This is a genomic window from Okeania sp. SIO2B3, from assembly GCF_010672525.1.
Taxonomy (GTDB): Bacteria; Cyanobacteriota; Cyanobacteriia; order Cyanobacteriales; family Microcoleaceae; genus Okeania.
The window spans coordinates 433017-453310 of the sequence record NZ_JAAHGH010000002.1 but is presented as its reverse complement, the minus strand read 5'-3'; the positions used below and the strand labels follow the sequence as shown (position 1 = coordinate 453310).

At 37.5% G+C, this 20294-nt stretch carries 15 protein-coding genes and 1 pseudogene; 8 read left to right on the top strand and 8 right to left on the bottom strand.

All coding sequences use genetic code 11. The features are described from left to right. Positions 1 to 271 precede the first annotated feature (271 nt). The 3 genes from F6K15_RS02995 to F6K15_RS02985 all read left to right on the top strand — a co-directional run bounded on the left by F6K15_RS02995 (position 272) and on the right by F6K15_RS02985 (position 3289). Positions 272 to 847, top strand: a complete 576-nt coding sequence (locus F6K15_RS02995) for a DUF3038 domain-containing protein (protein WP_293056848.1) — start codon at positions 272 to 274, stop codon at positions 845 to 847. Between the two features lie 370 nt (positions 848 to 1217). Then, a complete protein-coding gene (locus tag F6K15_RS38995) occupies positions 1218 to 1376 on the top strand; it encodes a hypothetical protein (protein ID WP_375341042.1) in 159 nt (52 codons plus the stop codon). A 311-nt stretch (positions 1377 to 1687) separates the two neighbouring features. Then, a complete protein-coding gene (locus tag F6K15_RS02985; protein WP_293056846.1) occupies positions 1688 to 3289 on the top strand; it encodes a DUF4335 domain-containing protein in 1602 nt (533 codons plus the stop codon). A 521-nt stretch (positions 3290 to 3810) separates the two neighbouring features. Here F6K15_RS02985 and acsF read toward each other — a convergent pair. Continuing rightward, positions 3811 to 4887, bottom strand: coding sequence for a magnesium-protoporphyrin IX monomethyl ester (oxidative) cyclase (acsF, locus tag F6K15_RS02980; RefSeq protein WP_293056844.1), 1077 nt, complete (start codon positions 4885 to 4887; stop codon positions 3811 to 3813). 994 nt (positions 4888 to 5881) lie between these two features. Between acsF and F6K15_RS02975 the strand changes: the two genes are divergently transcribed. Both F6K15_RS02975 and rpmF read left to right on the top strand, forming a co-directional pair. Further along, positions 5882 to 6361, top strand: a complete 480-nt coding sequence (locus F6K15_RS02975) for an NINE protein (protein ID WP_293056843.1) — start codon at positions 5882 to 5884, stop codon at positions 6359 to 6361. A 115-nt stretch (positions 6362 to 6476) separates the two neighbouring features. Further along, positions 6477 to 6653: a 50S ribosomal protein L32 gene (gene rpmF, locus F6K15_RS02970; RefSeq protein ID WP_202219299.1), complete on the top strand. Its 177-nt coding sequence runs from the start codon at positions 6477 to 6479 to the stop codon at positions 6651 to 6653. A gap of 57 nt (positions 6654 to 6710) precedes the next feature. Here the strand turns inward: rpmF and queA are convergent, their stop codons facing one another. Further along, positions 6711 to 7811, bottom strand: a complete 1101-nt coding sequence (gene queA / locus F6K15_RS02965) for a tRNA preQ1(34) S-adenosylmethionine ribosyltransferase-isomerase QueA (protein WP_293056835.1) — start codon at positions 7809 to 7811, stop codon at positions 6711 to 6713. 353 nt (positions 7812 to 8164) lie between these two features. Between queA and F6K15_RS02960 the strand changes: the two genes are divergently transcribed. Further along, a complete protein-coding gene (locus F6K15_RS02960) occupies positions 8165 to 8554 on the top strand; it encodes a hypothetical protein (RefSeq protein WP_293056833.1) in 390 nt (129 codons plus the stop codon). Positions 8555 to 9278: 724 nt separating this feature from the next. Here the strand turns inward: F6K15_RS02960 and F6K15_RS02955 are convergent. Further along, entirely contained in the window at positions 9279 to 9821 is a 543-nt protein-coding gene (locus tag F6K15_RS02955) for a YraN family protein (RefSeq protein WP_293056831.1), read from the bottom strand. A 60-nt stretch (positions 9822 to 9881) separates the two neighbouring features. Here F6K15_RS02955 and F6K15_RS02950 point away from each other — a divergent pair, with 60 nt between their 5' ends. Continuing rightward, the gene (locus F6K15_RS02950) at positions 9882 to 10409 is read left to right on the top strand and encodes a pentapeptide repeat-containing protein (protein ID WP_293056829.1); all 528 of its coding nucleotides are present in this window, start codon (positions 9882 to 9884) and stop codon (positions 10407 to 10409) included. A gap of 1930 nt (positions 10410 to 12339) precedes the next feature. Here the strand turns inward: F6K15_RS02950 and dnaG are convergent. After that, positions 12340 to 14232 (bottom strand): annotated as a pseudogene (gene dnaG / locus F6K15_RS02945) (DNA primase); the annotation flags it as partial. Positions 14233 to 14495: 263 nt separating this feature from the next. Here dnaG and F6K15_RS02940 point away from each other — a divergent pair. Then, positions 14496 to 15164, top strand: coding sequence for an aminotransferase class III-fold pyridoxal phosphate-dependent enzyme (locus F6K15_RS02940; protein ID WP_293056827.1), 669 nt, complete (start codon positions 14496 to 14498; stop codon positions 15162 to 15164). Between the two features lie 287 nt (positions 15165 to 15451). On the opposite strand, the gene F6K15_RS02935 is transcribed toward F6K15_RS02940, so the two are convergent. The 4 genes from F6K15_RS02935 to F6K15_RS02920 all read right to left on the bottom strand — a co-directional run bounded on the left by F6K15_RS02935 (position 15452) and on the right by F6K15_RS02920 (position 20294). Further along, entirely contained in the window at positions 15452 to 16423 is a 972-nt protein-coding gene (locus tag F6K15_RS02935) for a glutamate cyclase domain-containing protein (protein WP_293056824.1), read from the bottom strand. 246 nt (positions 16424 to 16669) lie between these two features. Next, the gene (gene ectB, locus F6K15_RS02930) at positions 16670 to 17962 is read right to left on the bottom strand and encodes a diaminobutyrate--2-oxoglutarate transaminase (RefSeq protein WP_293056822.1); all 1293 of its coding nucleotides are present in this window, start codon (positions 17960 to 17962) and stop codon (positions 16670 to 16672) included. A gap of 274 nt (positions 17963 to 18236) precedes the next feature. After that, a complete protein-coding gene (locus tag F6K15_RS02925; protein WP_293056820.1) occupies positions 18237 to 18986 on the bottom strand; it encodes a TauD/TfdA family dioxygenase in 750 nt (249 codons plus the stop codon). A 309-nt stretch (positions 18987 to 19295) separates the two neighbouring features. Next, complete coding sequence (locus tag F6K15_RS02920) at positions 19296 to 20294, bottom strand: polyprenyl synthetase family protein (protein ID WP_293056818.1); 999 nt, start codon at positions 20292 to 20294, stop codon at positions 19296 to 19298.

The following is a 20294-nucleotide window of genomic DNA, read 5'->3' as shown; positions in this document are numbered from 1 at the left end:
GTTACTCCTGTCTCCTGTCTCCTGTCTCCTGTCTCCTGTCTCCTGTCTCCTGTCTCCTGTCTCCTGTCTCCTATCTCCTTCCCCTACTAAAAGACTAGTGAAGCGCAAACTCTAATTAATTGATTCAGAAATTAAACAATAATTTTTTGAAAAAAATATTAGTAAATAAATATTTCGTCAAATAAAGTTTTCCTAATAGTAGACACAATTTAGCAAAGTACGACTACAATAGACGTGCTTGTAATAAATAAATTTTTAAGAGGTCTATAATATGGTAACATCTGCTGCTCCTGGCAATACCTCAGTCTTCATACTGCCTTCGAGACAAGATAATACCCAGCAAACCGTGGCCAAAAAAAATCGGTCAAACCAGATTAGAACAAAATTGGACATGGAATTATTAGCCCTAAATGTTTTAACAGGAATTAATTCAGACAGCATATTGCGAGTAGCCAGTAAATTGAATATACCTCCCAAGTTAGCTGATGAACTGACTTTAGTGGTAGATGAAAAACGGGGAATGTCGGCAAACCAACCTCTGAAAACAGAGGAAGCGAAATCTTTCATCCTAGTTATATGTCACTTGGCAAAACAAAACCAAGCATTAATTCGTCGTGCAGTAGCATTAATGGAGCAAGTGGCTGCTCAAAAGACTAAACCTCAATCAGTTACTTTATTAAGAGAATATCTTGATAAATTTGAAAAAGCATATAAACAATATCACATATATTCTGAAAATACTTCCCACGATAACCCAGAAAAATTAGGTCTAAAGTTATTAGTGGATTTATTATTTTATAGTGCTCCTCAAGGGTGCAGTCGTCTTTGGTCCAGTCTGAAATTTTAGAACCCAAAACCATACTAGAATTTTAGTATGAAGTAAAATGCTTGAGCAGAACTCAAAATACCGATTTAACAAAAAATTCAAAAATTAATTAATTGATTGAAAAAGTTTTCAGCATGGTAGAGAATTAAGTAATGATTAAGTAAATGGTAAACTTCAGAGAGTTTAAACTGTTTCATACCTTAATTCTCTTTTGATTTTTTTAGATAAAATTTATCCCTGTATACTAAATTTAAATTAAAAAAGTTATATGATGATATCTTAACCTCTTGGCTACTTACTACTCTACATAACTCAACTATAATTAAATTGGAATTAAATTGGTATAATAAAAGTTATACATAAATATAGTCTATATAGTTAAATTATGTTTATGTCAAATATCTTAACTGGAGGTGAGAAAAATAATGTCACCTTTTCAGGAAAAAGAGTGAAAAGAGGTTTGTATCGTATCGCCAGCAAAGGATTAATCAATGCTGATGTTAATGGTTCCCTGAACATTATAAAAAAAGCAGCTCCCTTTTGTCTTTGACTATGGGAAGCGAGGGTGTTGTAGTGCCTCCTCCGGAGGAGCTGCGCTAACACGAGCGTCAGGATAACTCCTGCAAAATAAGGATATGTCTCTATGTGACTATATTTTTATGAACTATGAGGAAATTACTGTTAAAGCTGTAGATTAACATAATTTAATCTTTTCTGTGGCGAGTTTAATACACCACTTTACAGGGGGTACTTAAAATTATTTGGGGCGATCAGACATACACGCGGTCGGTCGTTTACTATCCATCAGTAATTCTTCCTTCTTCCTTCTTCCTTCTTCCTTCTTCAATCAAAAGTTTTCCAATGCCTTCACGAAGTTATACTCCCCCAACTTGTACATTAAAATTTACAGCTAGAGGTTTAGCGGCCTTAAAATGGATCGGTATTCCCAGAAAACAACGCTTTAGCCTTAGTTTTGACGACCCCAGGGTATCAGAAACAGAGCATATTACGCTGAGGGGTGGTCGCAGTGAATTAGACACTCTCCACAAAGTTGTTACCACTTATGTACAAGAATTCCTCAGTAAGTCTCCAGAATTACCTCTAGACAATGAAAAGAAAGGAGAAGAAAACAATAGCACTGCAACAGAGTCAAACTCACAAACAAAAATTCAGGAAGAGACCACCGAAGTTGCTGATGCCAAACTTTCCATACCTAATTACCCACCTCCAATAAACGGTCAAAGTATTTATCTACAACCACGAGACTTATTAAACCACGATCTATTTTTGGGGTCTCTAGCAACTAAAGAGTCAGGAAGTTTCATTACCATGAGTATGCTGCAACTATTTGACCTGGCGATCGCTCTAGATGAATGTGAAACAGATATACAGACATTGCCTCAGTTTAAGTCTGAAAGTGAAGTTACACCTCTTCCTGAATGGTTGCGTAGTGCAATACTAATTATCATCAGCGCTGGTCTAACAGCTAGTGCCATTAAATTATACGACCGCTACGCAATTAGTCGCAAACCACAAAATGAGCCTAATATTATTGCTTCTCCACCAAGCAGTAATTCGCCCCTTCCAGCACCAACAAATTTACCAACACCAATACCAACACCAACAGTAACTCTATCACCATTACCAACACCACCAACAAATCTACCAACACCAACAATTACTAGACCATCTCCAATTCCCACACCATCTCCTCTGTTTCCTAGACAAAACCCCGCCCCACCCGCTCCTAATAACTTGCCACCACCTCTGAATGATTTTTCTCGTCCTCCTCAAAATCAGGGAAATGCTACAACAGTAGTTATTCCGACACCACCAACAATACTCCCACCAGTTCCTCCAGCACCACCAACAGCACCACCACCAATTCCTCCTCCAGCAATACCTAACTATGGCGCGTCAGTACAACCCAGACCTCCTGTGCAACCACCCCCAAATTTGCAAATACCACCCGCACCAAACCGACCTTTGCCACCAACACTTAATAGAGGAGGTGGGGTAAGACCTTATTTAGATGTGAGTCGTATTCCGGTTAATGTTCCTAGAGCAATTGATTTACCGACCTTGGAAGATGTAGAACCAGTTGCTTTGCGCGATCGCGAATCTGTGGTTGAACCTAGTGAAAATGCTAGCAGAAAACCGAAATCTACATTATTTGATCGAATTCCCCAAGTTGCAGAGGTAAGAGAATATTTTGAAAAAAGTTGGGAACCACCATCAGATTTAGATAGGAATTTGCAGTATAGTTTGTTATTAAATGGTGATGGTTCGGTGAAAAAGGTAACTCCAATTGGTCTAGCATCAGTTGAGTTTTATGGTAATACAAAGATGCCTTTAGAGGAAGAAACTTTTGTCTCTAATATTGAGGGCGACAAGACTGCTAAAATTCGATTGGTTTTGAGACCAGATGGTCAAGTTCAGACTTTTTTAGAGTCCTTGAATTAAGGAGTTATATCAAGGGAGGAGTCAGGAGTCAGGACTCAGGAGTCAAGAGGGAAGAAAATTTAGAAAGATTTACGCTCTGATTGAAAATGAAACATTGTTTTACAGCAGTTTTCCTACACGGTAGACCACAGTAGGGACGTTCCATGGAACGTTCCTAAAGGGTTTTGATTGTGACGATGTGGTTAATCAATATGAAAAGTACTGTATACCCAATTAAGTGGATTTAATATTAGACATCTCCAATAATCAAAAATATAGTCAATTATATAGCGCTGTGCGCAGGCAACAGGCAACAGCTCCGGAAGGCAACAGGGGGAATAAATTGGCGATAATATAAGACTTTTAGCTATTTGGCCTTTCCTGCAATTTGTAAATATACCAGCGCCCATTGCTATAGTACATAAATCATCCATTATTTCTCCCCTAATCCCTACTCCCTCTTTTCTTAAATAAAACAAATAAAAAAATAGCCTTGGAAATATCACAAGGCTATCAAGCGAGATTAATTATTAAAGACTTTTTTAGCGAACAGAACTTTGCATAGTAGCAGTTTCAATTGGCTTCATAAAATATAGTTTCAGGAACTGCCAACCATTAGACAGATAAAGAGGTAACTTCTGGAAAAGCTTCACAAAACCTGACTTATTAGAATTAGCGATCGCTGTTAACTTTTCATTATTCTTAACACAAATTTCTAGTCTTTCATAAAACTGAGGATCTTCTACATCCAAAATTATTGGAAAAACACGTCCTGAAGTTTCATTAGTCTTCTCAATTACATACTTATCATAATCACGAGCATTCAAACCAATAGCAGCATAAAAATCAGCTCTTTGAACGTCATTCAAATACATAGTAGCGAACACAGAAAGTAAGAAAAATCTACACCACAATTTTGCTTGCCAGTCATTTAAAATTTGTGGTTGTGCCCTCATAATAGCATCAAAGAAATCTCCATGACGATTTTCATCCTGACACCAATTTTCAAAGAAACGGAAAATAGGATAAATTCTATCTTCTGGATGAGCTTCTAAATGACGATAGATAGTAATGTAGCGCCAATAACCAATTTTTTCCGATAGATAAGTAGCGTAAAAAATAAACTTTGGCTCAAAGAAAGTATACTTACGACTTTTAGTCAGAAATCCTAAATCTAATGATAGATTAAAATCTGACATGGCCTTATTTAAAAAACCTGCATGACGAGCTTCATCTCTGGACATTAAATTGAAACACTCAGCCAAAATAGGGCTTTTATTTTTGAGACGACGACCCAATTCTTTATAGAGTAAAAAACCAGAAAATTCAGCCGTACAAGAACGTTCTAGAAACTCAACAAATAACCTACGAGTATCCCCATCAATATGATCCCATGATTGGGCAAATTCTTCATCCCGAACAAAATGATGGCGGTTATAATCAGTACGAAATTCTTCTAGAATAGCTATCAATTCATCTTCATTGACTGAGATGTCCATTTTAGCCATCTTATCAAAATCTGTTGTGTAGAATCTAGGGGTTAGAATAGTTTCTTTAGAAGGAACTTTAACCCCTGGTCGCATTTCTTGAAAATCTGGTTTTTTTAGAGAATCTACCATAAGTTTTGTTGTTTTCTGAATTTATGAATCTATGGCTGGTAGTGTGGGGTATTTTTAGATGTCTTTAACTTCCTGCTCTGTTTTTTGATCTGCACCATTTATATGGTCTACAGTTTGGAGAATGAGCAAGAAAGTACTATATTTTCCACGCTAATAGTTTAGCAAGGTCTAGGGGACTGAAGTGCAAAGTTTTAGTTAAGAATTGCAAAGTATGTATATCAGGACTTACGCAAATTGATTTTTAGAGCACCATCTGTAGGGGCGAATGCCATTTGCCCTTGCCAAAAGAATTTGCAGAACAAATTAATGCTATTTACTGGAAATATGTTTTATTGAATGGCTTTTATTTTATCACTTCCAGTGGCGGAGTAACAATTTCTACTTGAAAAAAATATATTTAAAACCAAAATACTCCGGAATAATATTGTCAACTCTCGCAGGCATCAAGCCTACTCAGTTAGCCGTCGATTCATCTCACACCAAATTAAAAATCATGGTGTGAGGATTCTCGACTGTCAAGCTAAGATGGTAATAATAGTTCATAAAAATATAGTCAAATATGACATATCCTTATTTTGCAGGCGTTACCTTGACACTCGTGAACTACAACACCCTATATCCCATAGCTAAGAGCATTTGGGACTACTTTTTCTTTTCCTCTTTGCATGATTTTCTCCCTGATTCAATTTCTACTTGGTCATAATACAGAGGCCTGGACGTAGGTTCTAATGTGTCTAGAGGTAGCGTGTCAGTCGGTGGAATTTCACCCTATTGAACTCAGATCGTTGACTCTTGAGGATATATAATTTTCAATTATCACAGACATTGTTAGATTATGTCAATAGTCGCCCAAATTTCTGGAGATCAAAGACTATATTTAACTACATAAGACTATATTTGTGTTGAGTGTTTATGATACTAGGTGCACATAACAAAAATTAAGTAACTAGGCAAAACAGTACATTAATTTCAGAAAAATCATTTTTGGGACTAAATGAATAGTATAAGATATAGTTACCTATTTTGGGGAGCTGGCTTTCTAGGCTTTAGCGGATGTCATCGTTTATACAATGGCAAAATTTTGACCGGTCTACTTTGGCTCTTTACATTGGGTTTATTTGGAATAGGCCAATTTATTGATTTGTTTTTAATTCCTAATATGGTAGAAGAACACAACGCTAAAGTCAAAGCAAAGTTAGATACTTCATCCCAAGGAGTGCCACTATATCAATCGAATGGGGCGGTCTCTATGAAAGCTTCTCCTCCACAAACCCGTCAACAGTTAATGGTGGCTTTACTCAGGTCAGCTTCCACTAAAGGAGGAAAGTTATCTGTTAGTCAGGGGGTGATGGAAACAGGATCTAGCTTTCTAGAAGTAGAAGAAGCTCTCAAGGAAATGCTCAAAACTGGTTATGTTAGTGTAGATAACCATCCAGAGACAGGAATTGTAATTTACGATTTCCATGAATTGTAATTTTGCCAACCAATAATCATTACAAATATATTTATATAGAAGTCTTCCATAGTTACTAAAATTAAGGTACTATAGTAGTCTGTCTATAAATATCTATGTCTATACAATAACTTTCATGGCTGTACCAAAGAAGAGAACTTCAAAGTCTAAGACAAAGATGCGGAAAGCTCAGTGGAAACGTAAAGCAAGGCTGGAGGCACAGAAAGCGCTATCTTTAGGAAAATCAGTTCTTACTCAACGTTCCCACAGTTTTGTCTATCCAAGTGCTGAGGAAGAAGAGGAAGAAGATTAATTAATCGGAGAATTGGGGAAAAAAATGTCCAATTCTCAAAATACTTTAACCACTATACTAATTTATCCTAGCACTTGGCAAAATTAACATCGCATCACCAAAAGAATAAAAACGATATTTTTTGGCGATCGCCTCCTGATATAAGCTTAAAAGGCGTTTTCTACCAATCATTGCACTCACAAGCATCAGCAAACTGGAGCGTGGTAGATGAAAATTAGTGATTAGACCTTCTACTATTTGCCACTTGTAGCCAGGATAAATAAATATATTGGTATAACCAGAAAATGGTGAGAGAGAAAATTCCTTACTATTATTATTCTGATTAGATAGTGCTGCTCCCTCAAGAGCTCTAACTACTGTTGTTCCCACTGCAATGATATGTCCACCTTGAGATTTTGTTTGATTAATTTTGTCTACAACTAATGGTGATACCTCAAGCCATTCGTAGTGCATATCATGCTTAGTGATGTCCTCAGTCTCAACTGGCCGAAATGTACCAAGACCAACGTGCAATGTGATGAAAGCTAGTTTAATATTTTTTTGTTTTAGTTTCTCTAGTAATTCATCAGTAAAATGTAAACCAGCAGTAGGGGCAGCGACCGCTCCTGAAATTGTACCATATACAGTTTGATATTGTTCTGTGAGAGCCTGTGAATCTGTAACATAAGGTGGGAATGGCACATGACCAAATTGGTCTAACAAGTTGATTAACGAAATTCCTTGAGGTAAGTTAAATTGTAAAAATCGTCCACCAGTTTCTCTATCTGTTGACAATACTGTTGCCTGCAACTTATAATCAAAACCAAAAGATGAATTAGGCTCAAATTCAATTGTTGTACCATTGCTAAAACGTTTACCTGGTTTTACTAGAGCCAGCCAGCAATTATTTTCCACTGGTTTCAACAACAATATTTCTACCTGAGCCCCAGTAGTTTTTCGGCCATAAAGCCTCGCAGGAATAACACGAGTATTATTCAAAACTAGTAAGTCCCCTGGTTGGAGTAAATCTGGTAAATCTCTAAAAATACAATTATGATGTGTAAGTGAATCTACAATCATTAAATGAGAACTATCCCTGGGGACAACAGGATTTTGAGCAATTAGCTCTTGGGGAAGTTCATAGTCATAAGCATCAATAGACCAATCTACTTCAGTCATATTATCTATATATAACTCGTAATTGGGTAAAATCCCCCAGAGAAATTAGGGTACTTTTCCCCTAGTGATATGCTACACATTGAGAGAAAATATAGAGTATATAAGTACAGAATTAATTTTCAGAGTGTAGGGCAGATATATCTGTAGTGAAAAATAACAGATTGATCGTCTAGTTCAAAACTCTAGACATTCTAGAACATACACCTAATATTATTAACTGGGAAGCGGCAACATCCGCCCCGCTCCCTACAACAGTTTTTCATTACCTTTAATTTTTCCTCTGTAGTAGCAAAAGATTTAGAGGTTAAACCGAGGGAAAAGCAGTAGTTTTCAGCGGTAATAGTGAGATTGAGATGGAATACCTTTACTTTATAGCTAATACTAGCCTCTGCCTGAGAGTAGTTGAATACCTATGCATTACTCATCAACTACCCCTTCAATTTATGACTGTGATTCATCAAATTGATGGCTGGGTAGTAAAAATCAAAATGAGTCACTACTTGACTCCTCAACAACATGGGGATTTTCGGGCTTTTATGAATGAATTAGGAATACCTTATGAGCCTGATATCCGTATCAGAATGGCGTTGTGGGGCTTAGAAACTGGACAATCACCTTTGAGTGTTATGAGACGCTATCAGGTAGCAGTCGTATCTCATGGCCAACCAAATCAAGAGGAAATAGAAGCATTCCGTACTCAATTTGTCAAGGGTTTAGGATATTGTCCTGAAACTTTAGGTTGAGCTATAGTTTTACTCTTACTTTAATTTGTACCTGTACGTTAATCATATTAGTATGGGTACAACAAGAGTAGGACACATTTAATTTATTCTTTATAATTTAACTTACTTTGCTCGTTTGCATAGCATTCTACAGTTCAGAGCCTTGCCATAGTTAGGAATAGAACTATTTGCATTAAATTTGGCTTCTCATTCGAGCCTACAAATATATCAAAAGAATAAGAGATCCATGCGGTTTTAAACCTGGTATGAAAAATTAGTCACGGAATTTATACTTAAAGGCAGAGGGCAGAAGGCAGAAGCTTTGTAGTCTACCTTTGTGAAAACCGCTATAAGTTTTATAGGAAGAATCATTGTCTTCTTATTAAAGACAGTTAATTTAGCAAATTAAATTAAATTAAATTAAATTAAATTAAATTAAATTAAATTAAATTAAATTAAATTAATTCAATCGTGAAATATTGGTAAACCAAAAACTTATCATCGATAGGGTTTAATGGTTTTACAGGGTTTAAAAAAAACTTTTAGAGTAATGGTTTGTTCTATCAAAGCTAAAGAAAAATAAAAAAAGAAAGTTAGGATGCAAATCCAAATTAATTGTTGAAGAGCAAATTTTAATCGCTCTGGATATGAAGCAAGCAAAGGTTTAGTAGCTATAACCCTACTCATACTAAAAATCATACTGTTATTCAACAACACCAAATACCTGATTAAACTGTAAATGAGTTTAGTCCAGGTCAGAGGTAGAAATAAAAGCAGAAGGGATATAATTTTGCAAGACAAGTTGATAAGCGGCTAATTCTACGGAATGTCCTACCTTAATCGTTAACTTAGATAGTTGCTCCTCTAATGATAGAAATTTCGATTGAGGATAATCTTTTTGAGTATAATTACACTTGACTAAAGCTACATCGAATCTACAAGAACAATCTGCTAATTCTGGGCGATCGCTCAAAAATATTTCTGCGGTTTGCCACAACTTTGCTTGTTTTACTTCTGTAACTGCCAGTAAACCATTTTTATCCCAGTTACCTCGACTACGAGTTTTTACCTCCACAAATATCAGAATTGGAAATTTTTGAGTTTGGTTATCTTCTAAAGGAGATGTTTTCAGGGCAATAATATCTAACTCTCCCCAGCGACATTGCCACCGTCGATGGAGTATTTGCCAACCTTCTTGAGTTAACCATTTTGCCACTAAATCTTCTCCCAAGATACCTCTGTCAATTTTTGAGGAAGAAGCAGATTGCTCAGATGAAGAAAAGCTCATTTTAGTTTATTCTTCTTATTATGGTTATGGACTGCCTGGAGTAAATTAGACAGAATTAGTATGAATTTTAGACAACAAAAAACTTCCCAAATTTTAGTCAACTTCGTCTTTTCACTAATAGTATATCTCATTACTATTGGGGCAATAATTGCCTTAACAATTACTAATCTGACACCCACTCTAGCTGATGAGTATAACAAGCAAATTTTAGTGGGTGTGGATTTTTCTGGTCGAGACTTAACTGATGATTCATTTACTAAATCAATTCTGCGTAAAAGTGACTTCAGTAATTCAAATTTAAGTGGTGTTAGTTTGTTTGGCGCTCATTTAGAAGGAGCTAATTTAGTAGGAGCTAATCTAAGTTACTCTACTTTGGATAACGCGATTTTTAACAAAGCAAATTTGACTAATGCTATTTTAGAGGGTGCTTTTGCTTTTCATACTCAATTCCGTGGTGCAATTATTGATGGAGCAGATTTTACAGATGCTTTTTTACGAGCAGATACTCAAAAGGAGTTATGTAAAATAGCTAAAGGTAGGAATCCTATTACAGGTAATTACACAAAGGATACACTTTTTTGTGATTAATTTTATTGGCTTTATTTGAAGTAATAAGACAGAGGGAATGAGCAGAAGTAAAAGTGAAGTACATTTATTTCAATCTTCCCTTTTTTATTTTCAATATATGGGAGTAAATCCTATTTTTGATTGGTATTTTATGAGATAGATAACCACACAATAATTCAATAGTTGTAGTAAAAAAGATTAGATAGGGTGTATGACAGTATGCTTACCATTTCTGGAATTACTGTCGGTTTGACACTTTACTATATGCTGGAGATAGTGCGTTACCGAATAATTAAGGTTTAAAGCCTCTTCTTGGCTGCGCCGCGAGCTGTCGCTCTACAAGGAGAAACAAGCGGTCGAGGGATGACGAGGTCTTGGAGCCATATCCAATCGACCAAGAGAAGAAAAATTTTTCATGATTAGTCAATCCTCTTCTTTTCAAGGAGAGGTAATAATTAATAATTAATTAGGGCTTGCTGATTAATTCTCAAAGTATTGACAGATAAAGGCTTTAACGTTTTTGAGTTAAAAAAAGTACCAGCTTTGGAATGGAAAAAGCTCATGCATGCTAGTATTTTGGAATTATTATGGCAGAAAAATTGAGGGATAATTTTTCCGACTACCTCCTCGCTCATTCCCCGTTCCTCCTGTCTTCCCCTCCACGGTCGGGGCCCGCGGGTGGGTTGTCTCCTGTCTCCAGTATAGCTGTCTCCTACCCCTACTAAAAGACTAGTGAAGCGCAAACTCTAATTATTAATTGTTGAAATGCCCAATAATCGCCCCGCACAAAATTAGGTGTGTTATTCCACTACGTTGTTTGATATTTATCAAATAAGCACTGTATGAGTTACGCCGTTAATCTCATCAATTAATGCTTCAGTATAACCATAAAAATATGAGAAAATTTATTGATTTTTAGACCTGTTATTTCTTGTATGTTGTATAGCAGAAGTAAGAAGGAAAAATCTTGTGTTATCTGAGTTTTAGTAAGCATTTCCTCCGGAATGCTGCGCAAACAGCCGTCAGCTATTAGCTAGCCTCCTATCGGAGGAACTGCGTTAACAGCTATTAATTTTGGAGAAGGTAAAAGCAACCTTTGAAATTGAGTTTGAATAAAAATTTACTGCCAAAGTCCCATTTCTAAACCTAAGAAGTAATAAATAATTACTAATTGCTGTTTGCGTAGCATCCCGTAGGGAAGCATTCCGAAGGAAAGGAATAGCTGACTGCTAATAGCTGAATGCTTACGAGTTTTATAGCCATCGAAGCCAAGATTAGGACATTTTTAAATGAGCTAACTCAATTATAGATTATTTTTGACTTTTGTTTTGTCCATAGAGCTATAAGACTATCAAATGATTCAATATTAATTAAACTTATACTTAATTGATTAACATATTTATAATTTAAACTAATTTTGACAAAAAAAGTTCAAATGAGCTATCGAAAGCCAAATTTTAGGGAAAAATCGCAATTTTGCGCCTGTATGAACAACCTTTTCATAAACGCTACAAGTATTGATATGCAATAAATACAGGATTTTTGCTTCTCAGCAAATTTTGATGTATATTGATAACAAGTTATTCGCTATGCGTAGGTGCTTATTAAAATGAATAATGTTTTTATCAAGACTTTTTCAGTTCTACAAAAGGTAAGAGAAAAGGCAAAGCCATAAAGACTCCAAAATTTAAAAGCAGGAAATCAAAACAAACAGCTAGGTTTACCTTGAGATGGTTCAAAATACAGCAAATAGAGGAGCTTTCCTATGGGAATGCTGCGCAAAAGCCTACGACAATTAAGTAGGTCATTATCAAAAAAATGCTTAGGTTCCAAATGATATGAAAAAGCCAGATTGAAAGTTGCTAATTCTATAAAATCAAGAAATTATCATAGTTATAGTAATCCCAAATGATTTGTAAAAAATCTCAGGATATATAAAAACAAGGAATTTTTAGTTATTTAATTCTCCTAGAGGTACTTGTATTAAATCATAGATAGTGGTGATTCTTAATCTCTCCAATTCCTGAATCCATTCTGATTCAGAATAGAATTTTTCTTGATATTTTTTAGCCAATTCAGAGTCAGTGGATAAATCAGTCTTTTGCCACATACTTAAAACAGCACTACGACGTTTTTTACACATAATTAATTCGATAGTTGCTATGGTAGAACGAATTTCTAAAGGCGCTCTAAGAAGATTTTTCTTTGTCTTTTCATCTAAATGAAAAAGATGCTCTACTTCTGATAGTTTATTTGGAGCTTCTAAACAACTATCTTGCAACTTTGAAATTAAATCATCTGAGTCAGTAATTTGATATTCAGACATATTTTCTACATCAATAATTTGTTTCCACAAAAATCGATTGTCAGACAAACTAAATTGTAAATCTCTAGCCTCCATTGCATCTTTCACATCTTGACGATATTTTGGGCAATGTAAATAAATACGCAGTAATAAATATTCTGCTTCTGCTAATAAACTACGTTCTGTAGGTGGAGATAAAACTTTCTGTGAATTATTATTTTTCTCTTGAGTAAAATTGTTACTATTCTGTCGATAATATTTTAACTGTTTTGCTACTAGCAATGGTGCGGATAAAAATTCGTTTTCAGCCAAGAGCTTTTTCCAATGAATAACAACTTGGTTCAACAAATTTTCAGTAAGTAATGAAACTCTACGAGAATCTCCCTGGCTCAAAATGTCTGCACAATATTGAAGATAATAAGTAAGCTGATTATCGTTAGTTATTTTCGTTAAAATTTTAATTATTTGTTGAGTTGCTTGACCATATTCATCAGCCAAACCCAAATTTTTATTTGCTGCAATGTTTTGAATTTGCCAATCAATCCATAGCGGAGAATTAACTAATAATTCCCGATACTTTTCCGCAGAATAATTTCGCAAATATTCATCAGCATCTTTCCCATCAGGAATATTCAATATTCGCAGTTGAACGTCCCCACTATAAGCAAGATTTTCTATTTCTCCAATTGCCCGGTCAGTAGCTTGAATACCCGCCCGGTCAGCATCAAAATTTAAAATAATTTGTTTAGACTCTGTATAACGTAAAAGTTGTTTAATTTGAATTGAACTTAATGCCGTACCTAGAGAAGCAACAACATTATTAATTCCCGCAGCATGGAGAGCAATGGCATCAAAATATCCTTCTACAACCACAGCTTTATCCTGTTTTGAAATAGCAGTTTTTGCCTTATCCAAACAAAATAAAATTTTACCCTTATCAAATAATTCAGTTTCAGGAGAATTCAAATATTTAGGTTGTTCATCACTCAAAGTTCTCCCACCAAAACCAATAACTCTACCTTGCACATCATTAATCGGAATCATCAAGCGATCGCGAAATCTATCATAATAACTATTACCAGATTTTCTAGGTAAAATTAATCCTGCTTTCTCCACTAATTCTACAGAAAAACCTTTTTGTTCCACCAAATAACCATAAATAGTTTCCCAACCATTAGGAGCATAACCCAGTTGAAATTTTTGAATAGTTTCTTCTGTAATTTGACGTGAAAATTTTAAATACTCTAAAGCAACTTTTCCCTGTGATTGTCTCAAAGCGTGTTGATAAAAACTATTAGCCATTGCCAAAATTTCATAAAGTTGTTCCCGCAGAGAAATTTGACGTTGAAACTCTTGTCTATTTTCTGGTGATTCTGTTTTAATTTGTATTTGATAACGTCTGGCTAAATCTAACACTACATCACTAAAAGAAGACTTACCAACTTCCATCATAAATTTCAAAACATTACCACCTGCACCACAGCCAAAACAGTAGTACATTTGTTTGTTGGTACTAACAGTAAAGCTAGGAGTTTTTTGTTAAACTAAGCCAGGTAAGTTACCCTACCTGACTCGTCTTCAGAACCGGACGTGAGACTTTCACCTCATCACGGCTCCTCTCCTAAACGTCCCTTTTCATGGGTACATCCCTGCCTTAATGAATAATGAATAATGAATAATTAATAATTAATAATGAAAAACAAATTAATTAGGGTTTGCCCTCAAAAGTATGAGTGGTAAGACTAGGAGTCAGGAGCCAGAATCCATAATTCAGGAGGAACGGAGAATTATAGAGGAGGTAGTTGGAAGAATCGTCCCTTAATTTTTATGCCCAACTATGCGCCAAAATACGCTCATTTTTTAANTGGCTGCAACGCCTAGCTCAGATGACTCAAGAACGAGAAATTTTATTAATTGTTGATGATATCAAAGTGGGATGTGGTCGAACAGGACCTTTCTTTAGCTTTGAGCGGGCAGGAATTAAACCCGATCTGGTTTGTCTGGCTAAATCTTTAAGCGCTTATGGAAACCCGATGGCTGTAGTGCTAATTCGACGTGACTTAGACTGCTGGAAACCAGGGGAACACAGCGGTACATTCCGAGGCAATAATTTAGCCTTTGTAACTGCCACAGCTGCAATTGACGAATATTGGCAGACAGACACTTTTGAACAAGAAATCGCAGAAAAAGGTGAAGTTATGAAGCAGCGACTCCAAGAAATGATCGCTCAATATTCAGAACTGGGTGGCGAACATCGAGGACTGGGACTAATTCAAGGAATCGCCTGCCAACAGCCGGGGTTAGCGAAAAAAGTGAGTCATGAGGCTTTCCAACGGGGTTTAATCTTTGAACCGATGGGAGTAAACAAAGAAGTGATTAATCTTCAGTCTACACTCACGATCGCTCCTGAAACTTTGACCCAAGGGCTAGATATTTTGGATAAAAGTATTAGTGCTGCTCTTTCAAACTGACTCCCTCAAGCCGATGGCTTCTAAAATTTCTGTCAGTAGATGTAGGTTGGGTTGAAGTATGTTAGCGCCAGCTTATCCGTTAGGATAAACCCAACAATCTAGAAATTTTCCAAACTTCCGAGGCTTTTGTCAGCCTTGATGTAGATTGAGTTGAAGCATATTAGCGCCAGCTTATCCGTTAGGATCGACCCAACAACCGCAAACCATTGATTTGGGTGTCGTTCCTCCACCCAACCTACGAATTTTCTAAACTTCCGAGGCTTTTGTCAGTCAACCAGGCGACTCTTTCAAACTGACTCTCTCAAACCGGCGGCTTCTAAAATTTCTGTCAGCACTTTGCCATGAAATTCCCAGGGAAAAGTCTCAATTGTGAGAGCTTGAACCGCCGTATCCCCATCTACCGCAGGTCCCTCATAAACAATCTTAGTCAAAATATGTTTATCGGTTTCTAAGGTTAATCCTTCAGTTAACTTAGATTTCAAGTCAGGACGAAGCAAAGCAATAGCAGTGAGTAACCCTATTGCTCCCCAGTTGGATACCGCGCAAACTATTAGATGATTGCAAGGAATACTACAAGCAATTTTTTCTCCTGTACTGACACCTTTGGCAATGAGTTCTCTAGGAAGGGTTCCCATACCCAATTCGTTGCCAGCATCGCCAATGCCAATAGAGATGATTTCACTGAGAGTAAATAGGAGATGCAAAGGAGCAGTATCAGCAGTGATATCCTTGCCGATCATATTCCAGACAATACCATCGTAACCGGGGCCAGCTCTTTCAATGGCAATAACGTGGGAAACTGGCAGTTCAGCACTTTGCCAGGCATTCACAATAGAAGCAACAGAAGGATCTTCTACACTAGCTGCATTGACAGGAACAACATCAACAGGAACTTGAGCAGATATTCCGGCTGCTTGGGCAGCCACCTTGACAGCATTAAGGCATAAAGGATCGGTCACTAGACGTACCGGTATGCCAACTCTAAGCAATCCTGCTGCGAGATGAGCGCAACCAATGGGGCCATCAGTTTCCGCTGCTGGAGGATTTCCTCGGGGAACAAAAAAGCCTGTCATAATTGCCACATGAGGGGATGGATGTTCGGCGATAGAGCGAGCAGCCTCCAATAAGCCTCCCTTGGCAGCGTCCATAAGTGGCTTGATTTTATTACCGACATTATTCCCTATATCGCGTTCACAGATGCTTTCAATTTGTTCGATCCGAGTTAGAACTTCCGGAGAATTTTCTAATACAATACTCATAAGCAATTATTTAGGGTTTGCGTATGGAAAGTCTTTTGGTAGGGGTAGGAGACAGGGGACAGGAGACAGGAGAAATGGGAATGAGCAAGGAGGAAGGAGCGGGCGTTTTGTCTCTCAATTTTTCTGCCATAATCATCCCAAGATACTAGCATGCATGAGCTTTTTCCATTCCAAAGCTGGTATTTTTTTTACTCTAAAACGCTAAAACCTTTACCTGTCAATACTTTTAGAATTAATCAGCACGCCCTATTTAGATGCTCCTATATCGACTAATTCTTTAGAAACTTTCCCCTGGATGACTTCGTTGACAGTATTTTCCAGCAGGTCTAACCCTTTCTCTAATATTTCCTCGGAAACAGTTAAAGGCGGCAGACATCGAATCACCTGCCCCTGTGCGCCAGCAGTTTCCATAATTAGTCCATTAGCAAAGGCTGTGCGGATGATTTTATCGGCGATGTTGCCATCTTTACAATCTAATCCCTGAATCATCCCTCTTCCTCTAACAGAAAAGCCTGACTCCCAATTATTTTTAGCTATCTTTTCCAATCTTAACTGCATTCTGCTTCCTTTTTGTTTGACAGCCATTGACAAATTGTCGTCTTGCCAGTATATATCCAAGGCTGCTTTAGCAGTGACAAAGGCAAGATTAGGCCCCCGGAAAGTGCCACTGTGTTGACCGGGTTTCCACCGATCAAATTCGGGTTTGATCAGTACCAGTGAGAAAGGAAGGCCAAAACCACTCAAGGATTTGGAAAGGGTGACAATGTCAGGAGAAATGCCAACTTCTTCAAAACTGAAAAAAGAACCCGTCCGTCCACATCCCACTTGAATGTCGTCAGCAATGAAGAGGACATCATGTTGACGACAGACTTTTTCGAGCGATCGCAACCACTCATAAGAGGCCACATTCACCCCACCTGCCCCCTGAATGGTTTCGACAATCACTGCTGCTGGCAGCGTTACACCACTACCCACATCCGAAAGGACTTTGTCTAGATACTCGGTTGTATCAATATCCTCACCCAAGTAGCCATCATAGGGGATAAAAGTTACGCCTGTGGTCGGAATTCCTGCCGCTGCTCGCTGGGAAGCCTTGGCTGTTGTTGCTAAGGAACCCAGAGTTACGCCATGATAGCCATTGGAAAAGGCAATGACATTTTCCCGTCCAGTAATCTGGCGAGCCAGTTTTAGAGAGGCTTCCACAGCATTCGTTCCTGTCGGGCCTGGAAACTGAACTTTATAGTTTAATTGCCTCGGTTGAAGAATAGTAGCTGCAAAAGTTTCGAGAAACTCTTCTTTCGCTACGGTTGCTAAATCTAGTCCGTGGACAATACCGTCGGAGTCTAGATAACGTAGTAGTCTTTCTTTTATTTGTGGGTTGTTATGTCCGTAATTCAGGGTACCCACGCCACAGAGAAAGTCAACGTACTGACGACCTTCTTTATCTTCTAGAAAGGCTCCTTGTGCTGTTTTGAACACCGTAGGAAATAAACGGCAGTAACTTCGCACATTGGATTCCAATTTATTGAAGATTTTCATTAAGTTATTCTGATTAATTTTCTATGGGATGCTTTGGGAAAGCCACTTAAAGCCTCTGCTATAGCGATATAACTTGAAACGTTAAAAGAATTACCGAAAAATTCAGGTATAAAGCCTCTCCATTCATGGAAAAAAAAGAAAAAAAATCCTTTTAACCAATCCTCTTAGTTTATTAAGAACGAGGTAATTCTAAATTCTAAATTCTAAATTCTAAATTCTTGAAGGGAGGCAACAAAGTGTAACCCCCCAACACGCTTCAAAAGTCAGCTAAAAGTCAACCTAAGAATATGCGTTCTAGGATTCGAGTTGGATCGCTATAGGTGGTTCTTGAATGTGCCATACATTGGTTGTCCCAAAGCAAAAATGAGTATTGATCCATCCGAATCGCCATGTGGTTTTCCTCGTAATACTTCATAAAGCGATCGGAAATTTCTGCCAAAAATGGATCGGGAGTGAAAGGGTTTAGGTTATCTGGATCGGGACTGTAGTCACCGTGTGTGATATAGTTACAAGAAAATCGGAAAATAGGTTTGTTGTCATTAAATGAGAGGATAGTATGAACTGCTCCCTCGGTTCGGTTGGCGTGAACTCCTCCGGTTGCACCAAAGTAGTGTTGAGTCTCCATCAGTTTTTGCTTTTCTGCTTCCGTAAGGGTTTTCAGGAATCCTTCCACATCAGCTAAGGTAGTTAATCCACCACCACAATCAGCAGGCTTTTTGCACCAAAGCCCTAGATATTTTGGTGGACTTGGGTAATCGGTGGCTTCGGTATGAGGAAGCAAAGGTTTTTGACCCCTAGCATCAGAAAATTTCAGAAATTCGGGTTCATATTTGACATGGAATATATCTTTCCCGTATTGCGGTATTAAATCTTCACCTGTTACCAATTTAGCAAATTTAATCCAGTCACAGCTAGGATCTTCAGTTTCGACGTAAATAAAGTGGTTTTGCGCCAGTAAGTTCTGATAATTCTCAATTGATTGAACTGAAAAGTTGAAGGAATTTCTACTTGAAGAAGTTAACATAATTTAATGTATTCTTGACAACAATTAGGCCAAAGTCACATTTCAAGATTTTCAAATAACATCTTACACCCTAGTGTCTAAATTGCATCAATTAATACATTTTTTGAACAAACAGAAAAAGCTTAAAGCTCAAGAAACAAAGGGAAAAATCATAATTACGAATTTTTGTAACTAAACATTTCAGGTAGCATCGGTATTGTATAGCAAAGGTAGGCAACAGCTCATCTGGCAGGAATACTTAAGAGCAAGAAAAAAAGCTTAAATTTACTGTAGATATTCACCCTTTAAGCCTCAAATCTCTACAAAGTATCATCCAATGCTCAACATTTTGATATTCTTTCTGAGCTGTGACAAGAACTTGTTCGAGGTGATCCTCACTAGAATTGAAGCAACCGTATCTCGATGTACTGTTTTCTCTTTAGCATAGAGCATCGTCTTACATCTTTTATGCTCATGCTTGAGGTAAGTCAAACAGTCAGAGTAGACACCCTTTTTGACCAGTATCTCTAGAATTTCGCGATAGGAATTCTCATCAATGGTATTAGACCTTAATTCTTCAAGTCGCTCCCGCTCTTGCTCGTTGGATCTTTGGGTCATCAGATACACTGCCAACGTTAGTTTTCCATTGATGAAGTCCGAAAATTGATCCTGATAAGGTTTCTCCAGCTTTGATAGACGCTGGACAGGCAATGCAAAATCACCGAAATCATTAGCCGCCTGAGTAGCTGCACCATAGATAGCGCCCATCTCATACAGCAGTTCGTCAGGCTGCTCTGCAACAATCGAACCTGGAAAGAAGCAACTTCCGTAGAACACACCTGATAGCAATCTACATCGCTGCTGATACGCTGCTAGGAACTGGTCGTAGTCTGGATAGTCACTCACTTTAGAAACCTGTAGATTGTGAATGTCCATCCTCTGACCAAGATAGACTTGGTGGTTGATTTTGCTGAGGAGCGTTAAGAGCGAAGTCATGCCATAATCCTCTAAGATTTGTTGAGCAATTTCTCTCAGTTGAAAGCCTGCAATGACTAGCTTTCGCTTACTATCGGTACTATCATACCCATTTTTCTCATCAAGAAACCAGTTGATAACATAAGTCGAACAGTTCAGGATCTCAAAACTTGCACAGACAGGAATAATTTCCTTCCAGTTTTGACCTCCGTTAATCTCATAACCTGTTCGGATCTGGAGGTCTCGTAATCGAGGATGACCATGACGTTTCATAGGAAGCTGCTGCACTTCTGGGCTTAACTTCTCTGTATAGTCGGCGATTAGCACATCCGTTGCTTGGGATGTCTCTTTCAT

Excerpts from the sequence above, each read along its gene's own strand:
- F6K15_RS02995 (WP_293056848.1), top strand. The coding sequence starts at position 272 with ATGGTAACATCTGCTGCTCCTGGCAATACCTCAGTCTTCATACTGCCT.
- F6K15_RS38995 (WP_375341042.1), top strand. The coding sequence starts at position 1,218 with ATGTCAAATATCTTAACTGGAGGTGAGAAAAATAATGTCACCTTTTCA.
- F6K15_RS02985 (WP_293056846.1), top strand. The coding sequence starts at position 1,688 with ATGCCTTCACGAAGTTATACTCCCCCAACTTGTACATTAAAATTTACA.
- acsF (WP_293056844.1), bottom strand. The coding sequence starts at position 4,887 with ATGGTAGATTCTCTAAAAAAACCAGATTTTCAAGAAATGCGACCAGGG.
- F6K15_RS02975 (WP_293056843.1), top strand. The coding sequence starts at position 5,882 with ATGAATAGTATAAGATATAGTTACCTATTTTGGGGAGCTGGCTTTCTA.
- rpmF (WP_202219299.1), top strand. The coding sequence starts at position 6,477 with ATGGCTGTACCAAAGAAGAGAACTTCAAAGTCTAAGACAAAGATGCGG.
- queA (WP_293056835.1), bottom strand. The coding sequence starts at position 7,811 with ATGACTGAAGTAGATTGGTCTATTGATGCTTATGACTATGAACTTCCC.
- F6K15_RS02960 (WP_293056833.1), top strand. The coding sequence starts at position 8,165 with ATGGAATACCTTTACTTTATAGCTAATACTAGCCTCTGCCTGAGAGTA.
- F6K15_RS02955 (WP_293056831.1), bottom strand. The coding sequence starts at position 9,821 with ATGAGCTTTTCTTCATCTGAGCAATCTGCTTCTTCCTCAAAAATTGAC.
- F6K15_RS02950 (WP_293056829.1), top strand. The coding sequence starts at position 9,882 with ATGAATTTTAGACAACAAAAAACTTCCCAAATTTTAGTCAACTTCGTC.
- F6K15_RS02935 (WP_293056824.1), bottom strand. The coding sequence starts at position 16,423 with ATGAGTATTGTATTAGAAAATTCTCCGGAAGTTCTAACTCGGATCGAA.
- ectB (WP_293056822.1), bottom strand. The coding sequence starts at position 17,962 with ATGAAAATCTTCAATAAATTGGAATCCAATGTGCGAAGTTACTGCCGT.
- F6K15_RS02925 (WP_293056820.1), bottom strand. The coding sequence starts at position 18,986 with ATGTTAACTTCTTCAAGTAGAAATTCCTTCAACTTTTCAGTTCAATCA.
- F6K15_RS02920 (WP_293056818.1), bottom strand. The coding sequence starts at position 20,294 with ATGAAAGAGACATCCCAAGCAACGGATGTGCTAATCGCCGACTATACA.